Below are 17,980 nucleotides of genomic sequence, written 5' to 3' on the forward strand. Positions count from 1 at the left end.
GGGGCTCCGCTTCGCCATCCGCGAAGGCGGCCGCACCGTTGGCGCCGGCGTCGTCGCCAGCATCGTGAAGTAACGTCAGGCTCAGTCAAGGATCGGTCCGCTTATCATGGACAGCCAGAATATCCGTATCCGCCTCAAGGCGTTCGATCACCGCGTGCTGGATGGCAGCACGCGGGAGATCGTGAATACCGCGAAGCGGACGGGCGCCCGTGTCCGCGGCCCGATTCCGCTGCCGACGGAGATCGAGCGCTTCACCGTCAATCGTTCGCCGCATATCGACAAGAAAAGCCGCGAGCAGTTCGAAATCCGCACGCATCGCCGCCTGCTTGATATCGTCGACCCCACTCCGCAGACCGTGGACGCGCTGATGAAGCTCGACCTGGCCGCCGGCGTGGACGTCGAGATCAAGCTGTAAGGCCAGGGGGAGTTTACTGCCATGGCCGCCAAAACCGGCCGCACCGGCCTTATCGCCAGGAAGCTGGGCATGACCCGGCTGTTCAACGACGATGGCAGCACGGTCCCCGTGACCGTACTCCATCTCGATGAGGTGCGCGTCATTGCCCGCCGTACCACCGAGACCGACGGCTACGATGCCGTGCAGCTCGGCATCGGCGTGGCGAAGCCGAAGAACGTGACCAAGGCCAATCGCGGGCATTTCGCGAAGGCCGGGGTCGCGGCGCCGAAGAAGGTCGTCGAGTTCCGGGTGGGTGCCGATGCGGCGCTCGAGCCTGGCGTGGCGCTGACCGCGGCGCATTTCGTGAAGGGTCAGATCGTCGACGTGACCGGCATCTCGCAGGGCAAGGGTTTTGCCGGTGCGATGAAGCGCTGGAACTTCGCTGGCCTGGAAGCCTCGCACGGCGTGTCGATCAGCCACCGTTCGCCTGGCTCGACCGGCAACCGTCAGGACCCGGGCAAGACCTTCAAGAACAAGAAGATGGCGGGCCATCTGGGCGTGGAGCGTATCACCACCCAGAACCTCGAGATCGCCGGTTACGATCTCGACAAGGGCCTGTTGCTGGTGAAGGGCGCGGTGCCCGGCTCCAAGGGCGGCTACGTGCTGGTGCGGGACGCGGTCAAGCGCGCGCGCCATGCCGATGCGCCCTTCCCGACAGCCGCGGCGTAAGGATTGAGTTCGATGCAGGTTCCGGTCATCACGCTGGATAACGGCACGGCAGGCGATATCGATCTGCCGGAGGCGCTGTTCGCAGCGCAGCCGCGCGCCGATATCATGGCGCGCGTCGTTCACTGGCAGCTCGCCAAGCGGCGGGCAGGTACGCATAAGGTGAAGGGCCTCGGTGAGGTCTCCGGCACCACGAAGAAGCCCTATCGGCAGAAGGGCACGGGCAATGCCCGTCAGGGTTCGCTGCGGGCGCCGCAGTTCCGCGGCGGTGGCATCGTCCACGGCCCGGTCGTGCGCGACCACGGCTACAGCCTGAACAAAAAGGTTCGCCGGCTCGGCCTGATCAGCGCGCTGAGCCAGAAGGCCGCCGAGGGCAAGCTGGTGGTGCTCGACACCGCCGCCTCCGCCGCCGATGCCAAGACCGCGGTTCTCGCCAAGCAGCTCAAGCAGCTCGGCTGGACCAGCGCCCTGGTGGTCGACGCGCAGGTCGACGAGGGCTTCGGCCGCGGCATCCGCAACCTGCCGCATATGCATGTGCTGCCCACCATGGGCGCCAATGTCTATGACATCCTGAACCACGACGTCCTCGCGGTCACCCGCGCCGGCATCGCGGCCCTGGCGGAGCGGCTGGCATGAGCGCGACACAGTCCGCCCCCAAGGTGGCCAAGCCGGTCCTCTCGAAGGAGCGGATGTACCAGACCATCCTCTCGCCGGTGGTCACTGAGAAGGCGACGCTCCTGACCGAGCGCAGCCAGGTGGTATTCAAGGTCGCGCTCGAGGCGACCAAGCCGGAGATCAAGGCGTCGGTCGAGGCCCTGTTCGGGGTGAAGGTGCTGGCGGTCAACACCCTCGTGGTGAAGGGCAAGGCCAAGCGCTTCCGCAACCGGCCGGGTCAGCGTTCCGACTGGAAGAAGGCCGTCGTGCGCCTGGCCGAAGGCCAGAGCATCGACCTGACGACGGGGCTCGCGTAACGTCATGGCACTGAAAAGTTTCAACCCGGTCACGCCGAGCCTTCGCGGCACCATCCTGGTCAAGCGGGATGAGCTGTGGAAGGGCAAGCCGGTCAAGCAGCTGACGGAGGGCAAGTCCCACTCCGGCGGCCGCAACAACCATGGCCGCACCACCGTCCGGTTCCGGGGCGGCGGACACAAGCAGACCTACCGCCACGTCGACTTCAAGCGGAACAGCAAGCTCGGCGTCACCGCGACGGTCGAGCGGCTGGAATACGATCCGAACCGTACGGCCTGGATCGCGCTGGTGAAGTACGCCGACGGCGAGCTGTCCTACATCATCGCGCCGCAGCGCCTGAAGGCTGGCGACGTAGTCGTCGCCGCCGAGCGTGCGGACATCAAGCCGGGCAATGCCATGCCGCTGGGCTCGGTCCCGGTTGGCACCATCGTCCACAACGTCGAGCTGAAGCCTGGCGCCGGCGGCAAGATCGCGCGCTCGGCCGGCACCTACGTGCAGCTGGTCGGCAAGGATGCCGGCTACGCCCAGGTGAAGCTGATGTCGGGCGAGGTCCGCACCGTCCGCGCCGAATGCATGGCGACGATCGGCGCGGTCTCGAACCCGGACAATTCCAACCAGCAGATCGGCAAGGCCGGTCGCTCGCGTTGGCTCGGCCGTCGTCCGCATCAGCGTGGCGTCGTGATGAACCCGGTCGACCACCCGCATGGTGGTGGTGAAGGCCGGACCAGTGGTGGTCGCCATCCGGTGACCCCCTGGGGCAAGCCGACCAAGGGCGCCAAGACGCGCAACAACAAGCGGACGGACCGGCTCATTGTCCGTCGCCGCACCGCGACGAAGGGCTGAGGGCGATGCCGCGCAGCGTATGGAAGGGGCCGTTTGTCGACGGCTACCTGCTGAACAAGGCGGAGGCCGCGAAGGCCTCGACGCGGAACGAGATCATCAAGATCTGGTCGCGCCGCAGCACGATCCTGCCGCAGTTCGTCGGGCTCACCTTCGGTGTCTACAACGGGAAGAAGTTCATTCCCGTGCAGGTCTCGGAGAACATGGTGGGCCACAAGTTCGGCGAGTTCTCGCCGACGCGGACCTTCACCGGGCATTCGTCCGACAAGAAGGCGAAGCGGGGCTGATCCGATGAGCAAGCCGAAGCACGAACGCGGTCTCCCGGAGACCGAGGCGCAGGCCATCACGAAGAACATTCGTGTCAGCCCACGCAAGCTCAACCTAGTCGCCGCGCTGATCCGCGGCCGCCGGGCCGATGATGCCGTCGCCACGCTGACCTTCAGCAAGCGGCGCATCGCTCAGACCGTGAAGAAGACGCTGGAGAGCGCCATCGCCAACGCCGAGAACAACCACCAGCTTGATGTCGATCAGCTGGTCGTTGCCCGTGCCGAGGTGGGCCGGTCCCAGGTGATGAAGCGCTTCTCCGCCCGCGGCCGCGGCCGTGCGGCTCGCGTCGAGAAGTGGTTCAGCCACCTGAAGATCGTGGTCGCCGAACAGCCCGCAGTCGCAGCGGCAGCGCAGGAGGCCGCGTAACATGGGTCACAAGGTCAATCCGATCGGCTTCCGGCTCGGTATCAACCGGACCTGGGACAGCCGCTGGTTCGCGGACGCCGACTACTCCCGGCTGCTGCATGAGGACCTGAAGCTGCGCGACATGCTGCGCACCCGCCTCAAGGGTGCCGGCGTCAGCCGCGTGGTCATCGAGCGTCCGGCCAAGAAGCCGCGCGTCACCATCCATGCCGCCCGCCCCGGTGTCGTCATCGGCAAGAAGGGCGCGGACATCGAGGTGCTGCGCAAGGACCTGGCCCGGCTCGCCGGCGCCGAGGTCTCGCTGAACATCGTCGAGATCCGCAAGCCGGAAATCGACGCGACCCTGGTCGCCGAGAATATCGCGCAGCAGCTGGAGCGCCGCGTGGCCTTCCGCCGCGCGATGAAGCGGGCGGTCCAGTCGGCCATGCGCCTCGGCGCGGGCGGCATCCGGATCAACTGCTCCGGCCGTCTCGGCGGTGCCGAGATCGCCCGGATGGAATGGTACCGCGAGGGTCGGGTGCCGCTGCACACGCTGCGCGCCGACATCGACTTCGGCACCGCGACCGCCAAGACCACCTATGGCTCCTGCGGCGTGAAGGTCTGGATCTTCAAGGGTGAGATCCTGGCGCACGACCCGATGGCGCAGGACAAGCGCGCCGCCGAGCAGGCGCCGCAGCGCTAAGGGATGATGTGAGATGCTGCAGCCCAAGCGCACTAAGTTTCGGAAGGCCCACAAGGGTCGGATCAAGGGTCTCGCCAAGGGTGGGTTCTCGCTGAGCTTCGGCGGGTTCGGCCTGAAGGCGTTGGAGCCGGAGCGGGTCACCGCCCGGCAGATCGAAGCCGCCCGTCGCGCGATCACTCGCGCGATGAAGCGCCAGGGTCGCGTCTGGATCCGGATTTTCCCGGATGTTCCCGTGTCGACGAAGCCGGCCGAGGTCCGTATGGGCTCCGGCAAGGGCGCGCCGGAATTCTGGGTGGCTCGGATCAAGCCGGGCCGCATCATGTTCGAGATCGATGGCGTGTCGCTCGACACCGCCAAGGAGGCGCTGACTCTCGGCGCCGCCAAGCTGCCGATCCGGACCAAGATCGTGTCGCGCCTCGGCGCGGCGGAGGCGTGAGGCGATGACGAAGATTGCGGACATCCGTGCCAAGACCCCGGATGAGCTGCAGACGCAGCTGCTCGACCTGCGGAAGGAGCAGTTCAATCTGCGCTTTCAGCGGGCCACCGGCCAGCTTGAGGCGACCGGCCGCGTCAAGGTGGTGCGGCGCGATATCGCGCGCATCAAGTTCGTAATGTCCGAGCGGAAGCGCTCGGCTCCCGTTCAACCCAAGAACTGAGAGGAGACCAGCGGCAATGCCGAAGCGCGTCCTCACGGGCCGGGTGGTCAGCGACAAAATGGACAAGACGGTCACCGTCCTTGTCGAACGTCGCGTGATGCATCCGCTCTACAAGAAGTTCATCCGGCGTTCGAAGAAGTACGCCGCGCATGACGAAGCCAACCTGTGCAAGGAAGGCGACCTGGTGCAGATCGAGGAATGCCCGCCGCTGTCGAAGCGGAAGGCTTGGCAGGTGGTTGTCCGCAACGGCAGCCCGCTCGCCGCCCCGGCCGAATCCCAGGCTGAAACGGTGTCGGCATGATCGGCGTCGAAGCCAACCTCGAGGTCGCCGACAACTCCGGTGCGCGCCGCGTGCAGTGCATCAAGGTGCTCGGCGGCTCGAAGCGGAAGACGGCCAGCGTGGGCGACATCATCGTCGTCTCCGTCAAGGAAGCCATCCCGCGGGCCAAGGTGAAGAAGGGTGAGGTGCATCGCGCCGTCATCGTCCGCACCGCCTATCCGGTTCGCCGCATCGATGGCACGGCCATTCGCTTCGACAGCAATGCCGCGGTGCTCATCAACAAGCAGGGCGAGCCGATCGGCACGCGTATTTTTGGACCGGTGGTGCGTGAGCTCCGGGCACGGAAGTACATGAAGATCATCTCCCTGGCGCCGGAGGTCCTCTGACCATGGCGGCCAAAATCCGCAAGGGTGACCGGGTTCAGATCCTGACCGGTCGTGACAAGGGCAAGAGCGGCGAGGTCCTCGCCGTGAACCCGACGGAAAAGCGTGCCCTGGTGCAGGGCGTGAACGTGGTGAAGCGTCACCAGAAGCCGCGCGGGATGAATGCCCCGGGCGGTATCCAGGAGAAGGAGGCGCCGATCCACCTCTCGAACCTGGCGCTGCTCGACCCGAAGTCCGGCAAGCCGACCCGCGTTGGGTTCCGGGTGCTCGACGACGGGAAGAAGGTGCGCGTGGCGCGGCCCTCGGGTGAGGTGCTTGACGCATGAGCGATTCGAAGAAGGGCGGCGCTGCCAAGAAGGGCGGCGCCAGCAAGAACAACAACGCCACCGCGAAGAAGCCCGAGGCTTCCAGCGAGGGCGGGCGTCCCGTCACGGCGGTCCCGGCCAAGGCCGGCAAGTCGTCCGCCTCGCCGGCCGAGAAGGCGCGTCTCGCGGTCTTCTACGCCGAGGTGGTCCGGGCGCGGCTGACCGAGGAGTTCGCCTACAAGAACCCCATGGAAGTGCCGAAGCTCGAGAAGATCGTCATCAACATGGGCGTCGGCGAAGCCGCGGCCGATGGCAAGAAGCTCGACGCGGCAGTCGCCGAAATGACGGCCATCGCCGGCCAGAAGCCGGTGCGGACCAAGGCGAAGAAGGCCATCGCGGGCTTCAAGATCCGCGAAGGCCAGGCGATCGGCTGCAAGGTGACACTGCGCAAGGCGCGGATGTACGAGTTCCTCGACCGGCTCGTCACCATCGCCATGCCGCGCGTGCGGGATTTCCGCGGCCTCCCGGCCAACCGCGGCTTCGACGGGCGTGGCAACTTCGCCATGGGCCTGAAGGAGCAGATCGTGTTCCCCGAGATCAACTACGATCGCGTGGACACGGTGCGTGGCATGGACATCCAGTTCGTCACCACGGCGAAGACCGACAAGGAAGCGAAGGCGCTGTTGACGGCGTTCCAGCTTCCGTTTGCCAAATAGCTTTGGCACCAACGTATCTTGGGAAAACCGCCCGCTCGTAAGTGGGCAGGTTCCGGAGGATGAAGACCGCATGGCCAAGACTTCGGCAGTCCAGAAGAACAAGCGGCGCGAGAAGCTCTCGCAGACGCATGCCGCCAAGCGCGCCCTGCTGAAAAGCGTGGTGATGGACCGCACCCTGCCGGTTGAGGAGCGCTTCGAGGCGTCCCTCAAGCTGGCGCAGCTTCCGCGCAACGGCGCCGCCAACCGCGTCCGCCTGCGTTGCGAGCTGACCGGTCGTGCCCGTGGCAACTATCGTAAGTTCAAGCTCAGCCGGAACATGCTGCGGGAGCTGGCCAATACGGGTCAGCTGCCTGGCGTGACCAAGGCCAGCTGGTAAGGGGGCGGGGATATGTCTTTGTCCGATCCGCTCGGGGATCTGTTGACCCGAATCCGCAACGCCCAGCGGGCCCGGCAGACGCGTTGCGTCGCCCCGGCCAGCCGGCTGCGGACCGACGTGCTCGACGTGCTGAAGCGTGAGGGCTACATCCGCGCCTGGCGGGTGGAGCAGGAGCGCCCCGGCATCAGCCGCATCGAGATCGAGCTGAAGTATTCGGAAGGCGAGCCCGCCATAAAGGAGATCACCCGCATCTCCAAGCCGGGCCGGCGCGTCTATTCGAAGATCAAGGAGCTGCCGAAGTTCTACAACGGGCTCGGCATCTCGATCCTCTCCACGCCCCGTGGCGTGATGAGCGACACCGAGGCCCGCGTCGCCAATGTTGGCGGCGAAGTCCTCTGCCGCGTGTTCTGAGGGAGGGATAGAGAATGTCGCGCGTCGGCAAGTATCCCGTTCCCGTCCCGGCTGGCGTCCAGGTGGCGCTGCAGGGTCGGACAGTGGTGGCCAAGGGCAAGAACGGTGAGCTCAAGCTCGACCTCACCGATTTCGTGGATGTGGAGATCGGCAACGACCTCGTGGCGGTGAAGCCGCGCGGCGGCGACCGCCGGGCCCGCACCATGTGGGGCACCACCCGCAGCCTCATCAACAGCATGGTGACCGGCGTCTCCACGGGCTTCACCAAGTCCATGGAGATCCAGGGCACCGGCTACCGTGCCGCGGTGCAGGGCAGTGACCTCATCCTGAACCTTGGGTTCAGCCATGAAGTCCGCTATGCGGTGCCGGCCGGCATCAAGATCACCTGCGAACGCCCGACGGCCATCAAGGTCGAAGGGGCGGACAAGCGCCAGGTCGGTCAGGTTGCCGCCGAAATCCGCGCCTGGCGTGGCCCGGAGCCCTACAAGGGCAAGGGTGTGCGCTACACCGATGAGCAGATCCTCCGTAAGGAGGGTAAGAAGAAGTAATGTCCGACAAGCTCGCATTGCAGACGCGGCGCCGGTCCCGGCTCCGCTACCAGCTTAAGATCAAGAGCGGGGGCCGTCCGCGGCTCTCCGTCTTCCGCTCGGGCCGGCACATCTACGCCCAGGTCATCGACGACGCGCAGGGCCGCACCCTCGCCGCCGCCTCCTCCCTGGAGAAGGCGATGCGCGAGGAGCTGAAGACCGGCGCGGACAAGGCAGCCGCCGCGACCGTCGGCAAGCTGGTGGCGGAACGCGCCCTGGCCGCCGGGGTCGAGAAGGTCGTCTTCGACCGCGGGCCTTACCTGTATCATGGCCGGGTCAAGGCCCTGGCCGACGCCGCCCGCGAGGGCGGGCTGTCGTTCTGAGGATGGCATAGATGGCACGTACCCCCCATAGCGGTGGCGGCGGCGAGCATGGCGGCGGTGGCGACGGTGATCGTCGTCGTCGCGGCCGCGGCCGCGAGAATGAGAACCGCCAGGAGCGCGGCGACGGCGACGAGCTGAAGGACAAGCTCGTCACCATCAACCGCGTCGCCAAGGTGGTGAAGGGCGGCCGCCGGTTCAGCTTCGCTGCCCTGGTCGTCGTCGGCGACCAGAAGGGCCGCGTCGGCTGGGGCGCCGGCAAGGCGCGCGAGGTTCCGGAAGCCATCCGCAAGGCGACCGAGCAGGCCAAGCGCACCATGATCCGCGTTCCCATGCGGGAAGGCCGGACCCTGCACCACGACGTCCTCGGCGAGTTCGGCGCAGGCCGGGTCATCCTTCGGGCGGCGCCCGCCGGTACCGGCATCATCGCCGGCGGCCCGATGCGGGCGATCTTCGAGACGCTCGGCATGGGCGACGTCGTCGCCAAGTGCACCGGCTCGACCAACCCGCACAACATGATCAAGGCCACCTTCGCGGCCCTGAACCGCAGCACGAGCCCGCGTGCCGTCGCCTCCCGGCGCGGCAAGAAGGTCTCGGACCTGCTCGGACCGCGCAAGGACCAGGCCCCGGCGGATGCCGCGGCGCAGGAGGCTGCCAGTGTCTGACGCAAGCAAGCCGACCGTGAAGGTGACCCAGATCGGGTCGCCCATCGGTCGCAAGCCGGGTCAGCGGGAAACGCTGATCGGGCTCGGGCTGAACAAGATGCACCGTTCGCGGGAGCTGGAGGACACCCCTTCGGTCCGCGGCATGATCCGTAAGGTCGCCCACTTGTTGAAGGTCGGGGACTGAGGACCGCGCAATGAAACTGAATGAACTGCGCGACAACGACGGCGCGCGCTACAAGTCCAAGCGGCTCGGCCGCGGCATCGGCTCCGGCAAGGGCAAGACCTCCGGCAAAGGCGTGAAGGGCCAGAAGGCCCGTTCGGGCGTCGCCCTGAACGGCTTCGAAGGCGGCCAGCTGCCGATCTATCGCCGGATGCCGAAGCGCGGGTTCGTGAACATCTTCCGCAAGGAATATGCGCCGCTGAACCTCGGCGCGCTGGACAAGGCGATCGAGGAAGGCCGCCTCCCCGCCGGGGAGCCGATCGACGAGGCCGCGCTGCGCGCGGCCGGCATCGTCCGGGCCGGGACCAAGCTGGCGGGCGTCCGCCTCCTCGGCCACGGCACGTTGAGCCGGGCGGTGACCATCACCGTCTCCGGCGCCTCGGCCACCGCGGTGGCCGCGGTCCAGGCCGCGGGCGGGACCATCACCCTGCTCGTGCCGCCGAAGGTGGAAGAGGCTTCCGCCGAAGCGTAATGCTTGCCGCCCGCTTGGGCGCTCGCTACCTAGAGACAGGTTCGTGGCTGCGGCGCCACGGCCGGGGGGCTTCCCCCCGGTTGGGGGCGCCGTTGTCGTGAGGAGGGGTTAAGGTCCATGGCCTCCGCAGCGGAACAGCTTGCGGCCAATCTCAACCTCGGTGTCCTGTCCAAGGCCACCGAGCTGAAGAAGCGCATTTGGTTCACCCTCGGCGCATTGATCGTCTACCGGATCGGCACCTACGTGCCGGTGCCGGGGGTCGATGCCGGGGTGATGGGTGAGATCCTGCGCCAGCACGGCGGCGGGATCCTCGGCATGTTCGACATGTTCACCGGCGGCGCGCTCGGGCGCATGACCGTCTTCGCGCTGAACATCATGCCCTACATCTCCGCCAGCATCATCATCCAGCTGATGACCGCGGCGGTCCCGGCGCTCGAGACCCTGAAAAAGGAAGGCGAGTCGGGCCGGAAGAAGATCAATCAGTACACCCGCTACCTGACGGTGCTCATCGCCATCTTCCAGGCCTGGGGCATCGCGGTGGGGCTGGAGAGCATGCGGGGCAATTTCGGGCCCGCGGTCGGTGATCCCGGGATGTTCTTCCGCATCTCCTGCGTCATCACCCTGGTCGGCGGGACCATGTTCCTGATGTGGCTGGGCGAGCAGATCACCGCCCGGGGCGTCGGCAACGGCATCTCGCTCATCATCTTCGCCGGGATCGTGGCCAACCTGCCGCATGCCCTGGTGGCGACGCTCGAGCTCGGCCGGACCGGCGCGCTCTCGACCTTCTTCATCATCTTCTTCCTGCTGATCGCCCTCGGCGTCATCGCCCTGGTGGTCTTCGTCGAGCGGGCGCAGCGCCGGATTCCGGTGCAGTACCCGAAGCGCCAGGTCGGCAACCGAATGTTCGGCGGGGAGAACACCCACCTGCCGCTGAAGCTGAACACCGCCGGGGTCATCCCGCCGATCTTCGCCTCCTCCCTGCTGCTGCTGCCGGCGACGGTCGCGGGCTTCGCCACCGACCCGAATTCGGACGGCTGGCTGAGCACCATCACCAACGCCCTCGCCCATGGCCAGCCGCTGTACATGGCGCTCTACATGGCGCTGATCATCTTCTTCGCCTTCTTCTACACGGCGGTGGTCTTCAACCCCGTGGAGACGGCGGACAACCTGAAGAAGTACGGCGGCTTCGTGCCGGGCATCCGCCCGGGGCAGCACACCGCCGACTACTTCGACCGGGTGCTGACCCGCCTGACCGCCATCGGCGCCCTCTACCTCTGCCTGGTCTGCATCCTGCCGGAACTGCTGATCAGCAACTACGGCGTGCCCTTCTATTTCGGCGGCACGTCCCTGCTCATCATCGTCTCGGTAACGATGGACACCGTGGCCCAGGTGCAGTCTCATCTCTTCGCCCATCAATACGAGGGGTTGATCCGCAAGGCCCGGCTGGGCGGCCGCGGCTCGCCGCGCCCGCGCTGATGGGCTACGGCGGGGTTCTGCGGCGGCAAAGGCCGCGACGTGCATGGGGGGGCGACCGATGAACCTGATCCTGCTGGGGCCGCCTGGGGCCGGCAAAGGCACCCAGGCGAAGCGACTGGAAGATCGCTACGGCCTGAAGCAGATCTCGACCGGCGACATGCTGCGGGCCGAGGTCCGGTCCGGCAGCGAGATCGGCCTCCAGGCCAAGGCGGTGATGGAACGGGGCGAGCTGGTCCCCGATGCCATCATCATCGCCATGCTGGCCGAGCGGGTCGCGCAGCCGGACGTCGCCCAGGGCTTCATCCTGGACGGCTTCCCCCGCACCGTCCCGCAGGCCGAGGCGCTGGACCTGGTGCTCCGGGACAAGGCCATGCCGCTGCACCACGTGATCGAGCTGCAGGTGGATGACGCGGCATTGGTCGACCGCATCGCCGGCCGCTTCACCTGCGCCCGGTGCGGGGAGGGCTACCACGACCAGTACAAGCCGCCGGCCCAGGCCGGGGTCTGCGACCAATGCGGCCACACCGGGTTCACCCGGCGGGCCGACGACAAGGCGGAGCTGGTGGCGGCAAGGCTCGATGCCTACCACCGCCAGACAGCCCCCTTGCTGCCTTACTACGCCGCCCAGGGGATCCTCCGGGTGGTGGACGGCATGGCTGAAATGAACGAGGTCGCGCGCCAGGTGGAAGCGATACTCGGTCCGGTGCCGAAGACGGGTTGAGGCCAAGGGTTGACTCGCGGAAGGGTGCGGTATAGGTCGCACCCCTCGCGGTCAGCGGAAGCCTTCCGGGCATTCCCGGCTGCGCTTTCGCCGTTGGCATCATATTTGGGTTGATCATGTCGTCGCGGGTGGCCCCGGCCACCCTCGGCGAGAGCAGGAGCGACAGGCTCCAGGAGCTGAGCAGTGGCGCGCATCGCCGGAGTGAACATCCCCACGAATAAGCGCGTGCAAATCTCGCTGCGCTATATCTACGGCATCGGCCCGAAGAACGCGGTCGAGATCTGCAGCAAGCTCGGCATCCCCGAGGACCGTCGCGTCAACCAGCTCACCGATGAGGAAATCCTCCGCATCCGCGAGTTGATCGACCGCGAATATCGCGTCGAGGGCGACCTCCGTCGTGAAGTTGCGATGAACATCAAGCGGCTGATGGACATGGCCTGCTACCGTGGCCTGCGCCATCGCCGGGGCCTCCCGGTCCGTGGTCAGCGCACGCATACCAATGCCCGTACCCGCAAGGGCAAGGCGGTGGCGATTGCCGGCAAGAAGAAGGTGACGAAGTAGTATGGCCCGCGATCCCAAGGGCGCCCGCGCGCCCCGCAAGAAGGAACGGAAGAACATCTCTTCCGGCGTGGCCCACGTGCTCGCCTCCTTCAACAACACCATCGTGACCATCACGGATGCCCAGGGCAATGCCATTGCCTGGTCGTCGTCCGGCAGCAACGGCTTCAAGGGAAGCCGGAAGTCCACCCCGTACGCGGCGCAGGTTGCCGCCGAAGACGCCGGCCGCAAGGCCCGCGAACACGGGATGGAGCAGCTGGAGATCATGGTGAGCGGCCCCGGTTCGGGCCGCGAATCGGCGCTGCGCGCCCTCCAGGCGGTCGGCTTCTACGTCACCGCCATCCGGGACGTGACGCCCATTCCGCACAACGGCTGCCGCCCGCGCAAGCGCCGCCGCGTCTGATCCGAAGACGCGTTCGCTGTTTCGTGTGGCTGGCCTAGGAGACTGCTCGTGATCGAGAGGAATTGGCGGTCGCTCATCCGGCCCGAGAAGCTGGGTGTGGAAGTCGGAGCCGACCCCGACCGCACGGCGACCATCGTCGCCGAACCGCTGGAGCGCGGCTTCGGCATGACGCTCGGCAATGCGATCCGTCGCGTGCTGCTGTCCTCCCTCCAGGGGGCGGCGGTCACCGCGCTGCGCATCGACGGCGTGCTGCATGAATTCAGCAGCATCCAGGGCGTCCGCGAGGATGTCACCGACCTGGTGCTGAACGTGAAGCAGCTGGCCATCCGGATGCAGGGCGAGGGGCCGAAGCGCCTCCAGCTCACCGCGACCGGACCCGGCGAAGTCACCGCCGGCCAGATCCAGACCACCGGCGACATCGAGATCGCCAACCCCGATCTGGTGATCTGCACGCTGGACGACGGCGCCAAGCTGTCCATGGAATTCACCGTCGGCACCGGCAAGGGCTACGTCCCCGCCGTGATGAACCGGCCGGAGGATGCCCCGATCGGGTTGATCCCGATCGATGCCATCTACTCGCCGGTGCGCCGCGTGGCCTATCGGGTGGAGCCCACCCGCGTCGGCCAGGTGACGGACTACGACAAGCTCGTCATGACCGTCGAGACCGACGGCACGGTGGCGCCCGAGGATGCGGTGGCGCTCGCCGCCCGCATCCTGCAGGACCAGCTGCAGCTCTTCATCAACTTCGACGAGCCGCGCGAGCGGAAGGTCGAGGAAGAGCGCGACGACCTGCCCTTCAACCGCAACCTGCTGCGCAAGGTCGACGAGCTGGAGCTGTCCGTCCGCTCCGCGAACTGCCTGAAGAACGACAACATCGTCTACATCGGCGATCTCGTTCAGAAGACCGAGCAGGAGATGCTGCGGACCCCGAACTTCGGCCGCAAGTCGCTGAACGAGATCAAGGAAGTGCTTGCTTCCATGGGCCTCGGGCTGGGCCTGACCGTGACCGGTTGGCCGCCGGAAAACATCGAAGATCTGGCGAAGAAGCTGGAAGAGCCGTTCTAGCCTCCTCGTCAACCCAGGGAAACCAGTACCATGCGTCACGGAATGGCGGGGCGGAAGCTCAACGTCACCTCTACCCACCGGCTCGCCATGTTCCGCAACATGGCGACCAGCCTGCTGAAGCACGAGCAGATCACCACCACCCTGCCCAAGGCGAAGGAACTGCGTCCCTACGTGGAGCGGATCATCACCCTCGGCAAGCGTGGCGGCCTGCATGCGCGGCGCCAGGCCTATGCCCAGATCATGGACGAGAAGGTGGTGGACAAGCTGTTCAGCACCATCGCCGACCGTTACAAGACCCGTGCCGGCGGCTACACCCGCGTGCTCAAGGCCGGCATCCGCTACGGCGATGCCGCCTCCATGGCGGTGATCGAGCTGGTCGACCGTGACCCGGCCGCCAAGGGCCTGGACAGCGGCCCGAAGATGGAGCGCGCCCTGGAGGCGGACGAAGCCGACGCCGGCTGAGCCTACTCAAAGGATCCGTGCGGAAAGGCGGCAGGGCAACCTGCCGCCTTTTTCATGCCCTCAGCCCGGCGCGCCGCGGGCCATCACCACCTCGCCATGCGGCAGGCCCGGCATCGCCGCCACGCTCACCGGCTCCAGCCGGCCGGCCTCGGCGATCCGCCAGAAGCCGAACCCCAGCTCCCCGTGCAGCCAGTCGAGCAGGGCGCCGAGGTCGCTGCGCACCGCCATCATCGGTGCCGACCACTCGGTGACGACGCGCAGCCCGGGCGACCGGGCCAGCAGCGCCCGCGCCCCGCGCAGCACCTGCGGCTCCGATCCCTCGGCATCCATCCGCAGCAGGTCTAGCGGCGGCCCGTCGGCCAGGGCCGCGTCCAGCGTCACCGCCGGCACCAGCGCCCGGCGCGAATAATTGGCCGCCTCGCCCTCGAAGGCGAGGTGGCCGCTGCCGATATGCTCGGGGTCGCTGGTGAACTCGACGCTCCCGGCGGCCTCCAGCGCCGCGACCGGGTGCAGCCTCACCCGCTCCTCCAGCCCGTTCACCGCGAGCGTCGCCCGCAGCAGCGGCAGCACCGCCGGATTGGCCTCGAAGCAGTCGAGCCGGCCGGCGGTGCCCACCGCCTCGGCCATGGCCAGGGTATGGTAGCCCATGTTGGCCCCGACCTCGGCCACCTGCTGGCCGGGCCGCAGCAGCCGCACCAGCACCGCCTCCACCTCGGCCTCCCAGATGCCGTGGGTGGCGATATGCGGCGTCAGCCCCAGGTCGCGGGTGTCGAGGAAGATCTTGTGCCCCCGGTGGGTCAGCGCCACCGCCCGCCCCTGGCCGAGGTAGCAATAGGCCTGGGGCGCCCGGGCCGGCACGGCCTCCGGCGGCGGGGGAAGCGCTTCCGGGCCGCGCCGCAGCCGCCGCAGCATGCCGTGCAGGGGGGTCGCACCATGCTTCTTCATTGCCATGCCCAGCCCGGCCTCCGCGGTACGCCGGCCATCCGGCGGCCTCCGCCGCACACATGCCCGAGCGTGGCCATCGCCACAACCAGGCGTTGCCCGCAGGCAGCCCCGCCCCTGCTTGCGTCGCCCCGCGGCGCGGCGGAGACTGCCGGAAGGGCCGGGATCCGGGGGAGACGACAGATGAGACACCTGCTGCTTGCCGGCATCGCCGTGCTGGGCCTCGCGGCGGCCGCCCAGGCGCAGCTGCTGCTCTCGGCCAATGACAACAAGATGGTGCTGGAGAACGGCATGGTCCGCACCCTGCGCGAGCCGGCGCCGGATACGCTGACGGTCATCGACCTCGCCACCAGCCCGCCCAGCATCCGCGCCGAGATCAACGTCCCGGCCAGCGTGGTCGGCCCGCCGCTCTCGGTCGCCATCGCCCCGGACGAGCGCCTGGCGCTGGTCACCGCCAACCAGCGGCCGAATCCGGCCGATGCCGGCAGGTTGGTCCCCGGCACCACCATGGCGGTGGTCGACCTGACCGCCACCCCGCCCCGCATCGCCGCGACCCTGCCGACCGGTGCCGGCCCGGCCGGGGTTTCGATCAACGGCGCCGGCACCATGGCGCTGGTGGCCAACCGGGCGGAGGGCACGGTCAGCGTCTACCGCATCGCCAATGGCCAGGTGACGGTGCATGGCAAGGTCGAGATCGGCCCGGTTTCCTCCGAGGTCTCCCACGTGGCCTTCACCCCGGACGGCCGCCATGCCCTCGTCACCCGCTACGGCGACCATTCGGTCAACGTGCTGCAGATCGACGGCGACCGGGTGGTGAAGCTGGACCGCGAGATCACCACCGGCGTCCGCCCCTATGGCGTGGCGGTCACCCCGGACGGCCGCCATGCCGTGGTCGCCAACATCGGCCGCGGCACCGGCGACGCGGATACCGTCAGCCTCATCGACCTGACGCGGGAGCCCTTCCGCGTCGTCGATACCGTCAGCATCGGCCAGACCCCGGAAGGCATCCAGACCAGCCCCGACAACCGCCACGTCGCGGTCGCGGTCATGAACGGCTCGAACAAGCCCGCCGGCTCGCCCTTCGCCGGCCGCGGCCTGGTGCGGATGCTGCGGATCGAGAACGGCCGCCTCGCGGTGGTGGCCGAGGCGCAGGTCGGCACCTGGGCGCAGGGCGTCGCCTTCTCCCCGGATGGCCGCATGCTCTTCGTCGGCAATATGGTCGAGAAGGACATCTCGGTCTTCCGCGTCGCCGAGGACGGCAAGCTGGCCGAGGGCGGCCCGCGCATCCGGGTCGGCGGCGGCACCGCCGCGCTGCGGGTCGCCGCCCGGCCGCGCTAGGTCCCCGGGGAGGGACGGGGCGGGAGGGCCCGGGGCGAACCGGCCGGTTGACCAGCGGCCCATCCGGTCCCTAGCCTGATGCCAATACCCCGGTCCGAGACAAGAAAGGCAAACCTCCCATGGCCCATCGCGGTCTGCGCTTCGGCATCTTCCTGGCGCCTTTCCACCGGGTGGGCGACAATCCGACCCTGTCGCTGGGCCGCGACCTCGAGCTGATCTCCTGGCTCGACAGCCTGGGCTACGACGAGGCCTGGATCGGCGAGCATCACTCGGCCGGCTGGGAGATCATCGCCTCCCCGGAGATCTTCATCGCCGCCGCGGCCGAGCGCACCAAGCACATCATGCTCGGCTCCGGCGTCACCTCGCTGCCCTACCACCACCCCTTCCTGGTGGCGCAGCGCTTCGTCCAGCTCGACCACATGACCCGCGGCCGCGCCATGCTCGGCTGCGGCCCCGGCGCCCTGGTCTCCGACGCCTACATGATGGGCATCAAGGCCGAGGACCAGCGCCGGATGATGGACGAGAGCCTCGGCGCCATCATGAAGCTGCTGGCCTGCGAGGAGCCGGTCACCATGAAGACCGACTGGTTCGAGATGAACCAGGCCCGGCTGCACCTCGCCCCCTATACCTATCCGCATTTCCCGATCGCGGTCGCCTCGGCGACCACGCCGTCGGGCGTGCAGACCGCGGGCAAGCACGGCGTCGGCCTGCTATCGCTCGGCGCCGGCCTGCCCGGCGGCAATGCCAAGCTGGCGGAGTACTGGCGCCAGGGCGAGGCCGAGGCCGAGAAGCACGGCAAGCAGTTCAGCCGCGACGGCTGGCGGCTGGTCATCAACATGCATTGCGCCGAGGAGGACGAGCGCGCCTTCCGCGACGTCGCCCGCGGCGAACGCATGGAGACGCTCTCCTACTTCAGCGAGACGCTCGGCCGCCCGCCGATGCGCAGCGAGAACCCGCTGGGCGACGGGCTGAAGGCCGGCACCACCCTGGTCGGCGGCCCGGAGACCATCATCAAGGGCATCCAGCGGCTGCTGGAATACACCGAGGGCGGTGCCGGCGGCGTGCTGTTCCGCGCCCATGAATGGGCCAACCGCGAGGACACCATGCGCAGCTTCGAGCTCTTCGCCCGCTGGGTCATGCCGCATTTCCAGGGCAGCCTGACCATGCCGCTGCAATCCCGCGAATGGTGCAGCGAGAACCGCCAGGGAATCTTCGGCCCCAGCATGAATGCGCTGCGCAAGGCCTTCGTCGATGCCGGGCAGGAGGTGCCCGACCACATGCGGATGAAGCTCCACACCGGCAAGGTCGAGCTCTAGGCAGGCG

31 protein-coding genes are annotated in these 17,980 nt (G+C 67.9%); 30 read left to right on the top strand and 1 reads right to left on the bottom strand.

The features are described from left to right. From QWZ14_RS12525 to rplQ, 28 genes are all read left to right on the top strand, one after another. Positions 1 to 73 (top strand): EF-Tu C-terminal domain-related protein (locus QWZ14_RS12525; protein ID WP_290317085.1); only part of this gene is annotated, 73 nt, incomplete at its 5' end. Between the two features lie 33 nt (positions 74 to 106). Beyond that, on the top strand, positions 107 to 415 hold the full coding sequence (gene rpsJ / locus QWZ14_RS12530; RefSeq protein ID WP_186773380.1) for a 30S ribosomal protein S10: 309 nt from the start codon (positions 107 to 109) through the stop codon (positions 413 to 415). A 21-nt stretch (positions 416 to 436) separates the two neighbouring features. Further along, entirely contained in the window at positions 437 to 1,123 is a 687-nt protein-coding gene (gene rplC / locus QWZ14_RS12535; RefSeq protein ID WP_290317006.1) for a 50S ribosomal protein L3, read from the top strand. Positions 1,124 to 1,135: 12 nt separating this feature from the next. Beyond that, positions 1,136 to 1,756, top strand: a complete 621-nt coding sequence (gene rplD / locus QWZ14_RS12540) for a 50S ribosomal protein L4 (RefSeq protein ID WP_290317007.1) — start codon at positions 1,136 to 1,138, stop codon at positions 1,754 to 1,756. Then, positions 1,753 to 2,091: a 50S ribosomal protein L23 gene (locus QWZ14_RS12545; protein WP_456307241.1), complete on the top strand. Its 339-nt coding sequence runs from the start codon at positions 1,753 to 1,755 to the stop codon at positions 2,089 to 2,091. Before rplD ends, QWZ14_RS12545 begins: the two co-directional genes overlap by 4 nt. A 4-nt stretch (positions 2,092 to 2,095) precedes the next feature. Further along, positions 2,096 to 2,932 carry a 50S ribosomal protein L2 gene (gene rplB / locus QWZ14_RS12550; RefSeq protein WP_290317008.1) on the top strand — a complete coding sequence of 279 codons (837 nt, stop codon included), beginning with the start codon at positions 2,096 to 2,098 and terminating at the stop codon, positions 2,930 to 2,932. A gap of 5 nt (positions 2,933 to 2,937) precedes the next feature. Continuing rightward, entirely contained in the window at positions 2,938 to 3,216 is a 279-nt protein-coding gene (rpsS, locus tag QWZ14_RS12555) for a 30S ribosomal protein S19 (protein WP_290317009.1), read from the top strand. A gap of 4 nt (positions 3,217 to 3,220) precedes the next feature. Next, entirely contained in the window at positions 3,221 to 3,622 is a 402-nt protein-coding gene (rplV, locus tag QWZ14_RS12560) for a 50S ribosomal protein L22 (protein ID WP_290317010.1), read from the top strand. A gap of 1 nt (position 3,623) precedes the next feature. Next, the gene (gene rpsC, locus QWZ14_RS12565; RefSeq protein WP_290317011.1) at positions 3,624 to 4,301 is read left to right on the top strand and encodes a 30S ribosomal protein S3; all 678 of its coding nucleotides are present in this window, start codon (positions 3,624 to 3,626) and stop codon (positions 4,299 to 4,301) included. A 13-nt stretch (positions 4,302 to 4,314) separates the two neighbouring features. Continuing rightward, complete coding sequence (gene rplP / locus QWZ14_RS12570) at positions 4,315 to 4,737, top strand: 50S ribosomal protein L16 (RefSeq protein WP_290317012.1); 423 nt, start codon at positions 4,315 to 4,317, stop codon at positions 4,735 to 4,737. A gap of 4 nt (positions 4,738 to 4,741) precedes the next feature. Then, positions 4,742 to 4,957, top strand: coding sequence for a 50S ribosomal protein L29 (rpmC, locus tag QWZ14_RS12575; protein WP_290317013.1), 216 nt, complete (start codon positions 4,742 to 4,744; stop codon positions 4,955 to 4,957). A 16-nt stretch (positions 4,958 to 4,973) separates the two neighbouring features. Beyond that, positions 4,974 to 5,258, top strand: coding sequence for a 30S ribosomal protein S17 (gene rpsQ, locus QWZ14_RS12580; RefSeq protein ID WP_290317014.1), 285 nt, complete (start codon positions 4,974 to 4,976; stop codon positions 5,256 to 5,258). Then, positions 5,255 to 5,623, top strand: a complete 369-nt coding sequence (gene rplN, locus QWZ14_RS12585) for a 50S ribosomal protein L14 (RefSeq protein WP_290317015.1) — start codon at positions 5,255 to 5,257, stop codon at positions 5,621 to 5,623. Before rpsQ ends, rplN begins: the two co-directional genes overlap by 4 nt. Before the next feature lie 2 nt (positions 5,624 to 5,625). Then, complete coding sequence (rplX, locus tag QWZ14_RS12590; RefSeq protein ID WP_290317016.1) at positions 5,626 to 5,946, top strand: 50S ribosomal protein L24; 321 nt, start codon at positions 5,626 to 5,628, stop codon at positions 5,944 to 5,946. Then, positions 5,943 to 6,641: a 50S ribosomal protein L5 gene (gene rplE, locus QWZ14_RS12595; protein ID WP_290317017.1), complete on the top strand. Its 699-nt coding sequence runs from the start codon at positions 5,943 to 5,945 to the stop codon at positions 6,639 to 6,641. Before rplX ends, rplE begins: the two co-directional genes overlap by 4 nt. A 70-nt stretch (positions 6,642 to 6,711) precedes the next feature. Then, a complete protein-coding gene (gene rpsN, locus QWZ14_RS12600; RefSeq protein ID WP_290317018.1) occupies positions 6,712 to 7,017 on the top strand; it encodes a 30S ribosomal protein S14 in 306 nt (101 codons plus the stop codon). Positions 7,018 to 7,029: 12 nt separating this feature from the next. Beyond that, positions 7,030 to 7,428, top strand: a complete 399-nt coding sequence (gene rpsH, locus QWZ14_RS12605; protein ID WP_290317019.1) for a 30S ribosomal protein S8 — start codon at positions 7,030 to 7,032, stop codon at positions 7,426 to 7,428. A gap of 14 nt (positions 7,429 to 7,442) precedes the next feature. Further along, the gene (rplF, locus tag QWZ14_RS12610; RefSeq protein ID WP_290317020.1) at positions 7,443 to 7,976 is read left to right on the top strand and encodes a 50S ribosomal protein L6; all 534 of its coding nucleotides are present in this window, start codon (positions 7,443 to 7,445) and stop codon (positions 7,974 to 7,976) included. Continuing rightward, positions 7,976 to 8,338: a 50S ribosomal protein L18 gene (rplR, locus tag QWZ14_RS12615; RefSeq protein WP_290317021.1), complete on the top strand. Its 363-nt coding sequence runs from the start codon at positions 7,976 to 7,978 to the stop codon at positions 8,336 to 8,338. Before rplF ends, rplR begins: the two co-directional genes overlap by 1 nt. An 11-nt stretch (positions 8,339 to 8,349) precedes the next feature. Then, positions 8,350 to 9,000 (top strand): 30S ribosomal protein S5, encoded by a 651-nt coding sequence (rpsE, locus tag QWZ14_RS12620; protein WP_290317022.1) that lies wholly within the window; start codon positions 8,350 to 8,352, stop codon positions 8,998 to 9,000. Further along, positions 8,969 to 9,184, top strand: a complete 216-nt coding sequence (gene rpmD, locus QWZ14_RS12625; protein ID WP_377753113.1) for a 50S ribosomal protein L30 — start codon at positions 8,969 to 8,971, stop codon at positions 9,182 to 9,184. The genes rpsE and rpmD overlap by 32 nt, the downstream gene beginning before the upstream one ends. A 10-nt stretch (positions 9,185 to 9,194) precedes the next feature. Further along, a complete protein-coding gene (rplO, locus tag QWZ14_RS12630; protein WP_290317024.1) occupies positions 9,195 to 9,692 on the top strand; it encodes a 50S ribosomal protein L15 in 498 nt (165 codons plus the stop codon). 117 nt (positions 9,693 to 9,809) lie between these two features. Further along, entirely contained in the window at positions 9,810 to 11,168 is a 1,359-nt protein-coding gene (gene secY, locus QWZ14_RS12635; RefSeq protein WP_290317025.1) for a preprotein translocase subunit SecY, read from the top strand. Between the two features lie 58 nt (positions 11,169 to 11,226). Further along, the gene (locus QWZ14_RS12640) at positions 11,227 to 11,889 is read left to right on the top strand and encodes an adenylate kinase (protein WP_290317026.1); all 663 of its coding nucleotides are present in this window, start codon (positions 11,227 to 11,229) and stop codon (positions 11,887 to 11,889) included. Between the two features lie 183 nt (positions 11,890 to 12,072). Further along, positions 12,073 to 12,450 carry a 30S ribosomal protein S13 gene (gene rpsM, locus QWZ14_RS12645; RefSeq protein WP_290317027.1) on the top strand — a complete coding sequence of 126 codons (378 nt, stop codon included), beginning with the start codon at positions 12,073 to 12,075 and terminating at the stop codon, positions 12,448 to 12,450. A gap of 1 nt (position 12,451) precedes the next feature. Continuing rightward, on the top strand, positions 12,452 to 12,850 hold the full coding sequence (gene rpsK / locus QWZ14_RS12650) for a 30S ribosomal protein S11 (RefSeq protein ID WP_290317028.1): 399 nt from the start codon (positions 12,452 to 12,454) through the stop codon (positions 12,848 to 12,850). A 42-nt stretch (positions 12,851 to 12,892) separates the two neighbouring features. Beyond that, positions 12,893 to 13,915, top strand: coding sequence for a DNA-directed RNA polymerase subunit alpha (locus QWZ14_RS12655; RefSeq protein WP_377754817.1), 1,023 nt, complete (start codon positions 12,893 to 12,895; stop codon positions 13,913 to 13,915). Between the two features lie 30 nt (positions 13,916 to 13,945). Then, on the top strand, positions 13,946 to 14,377 hold the full coding sequence (rplQ, locus tag QWZ14_RS12660) for a 50S ribosomal protein L17 (protein ID WP_290317030.1): 432 nt from the start codon (positions 13,946 to 13,948) through the stop codon (positions 14,375 to 14,377). A 60-nt stretch (positions 14,378 to 14,437) separates the two neighbouring features. On the opposite strand, the gene QWZ14_RS12665 is transcribed toward rplQ, so the two are convergent. Beyond that, on the bottom strand, positions 14,438 to 15,328 hold the full coding sequence (locus QWZ14_RS12665) for an FkbM family methyltransferase (RefSeq protein ID WP_290317031.1): 891 nt from the start codon (positions 15,326 to 15,328) through the stop codon (positions 14,438 to 14,440). 174 nt (positions 15,329 to 15,502) lie between these two features. Between QWZ14_RS12665 and QWZ14_RS12670 the strand changes: the two genes are divergently transcribed. Further along, positions 15,503 to 16,657 (top strand): lactonase family protein, encoded by a 1,155-nt coding sequence (locus QWZ14_RS12670; RefSeq protein ID WP_290317032.1) that lies wholly within the window; start codon positions 15,503 to 15,505, stop codon positions 16,655 to 16,657. A gap of 119 nt (positions 16,658 to 16,776) precedes the next feature. Continuing rightward, positions 16,777 to 17,973, top strand: a complete 1,197-nt coding sequence (locus QWZ14_RS12675; RefSeq protein WP_290317033.1) for an LLM class flavin-dependent oxidoreductase — start codon at positions 16,777 to 16,779, stop codon at positions 17,971 to 17,973. Positions 17,974 to 17,980 lie beyond the last annotated feature (7 nt).

It is taken from the genome of Paeniroseomonas aquatica (genome assembly GCF_030409335.1).
Lineage (GTDB): Bacteria > Pseudomonadota > Alphaproteobacteria > Acetobacterales > Acetobacteraceae > Belnapia > Belnapia aquatica.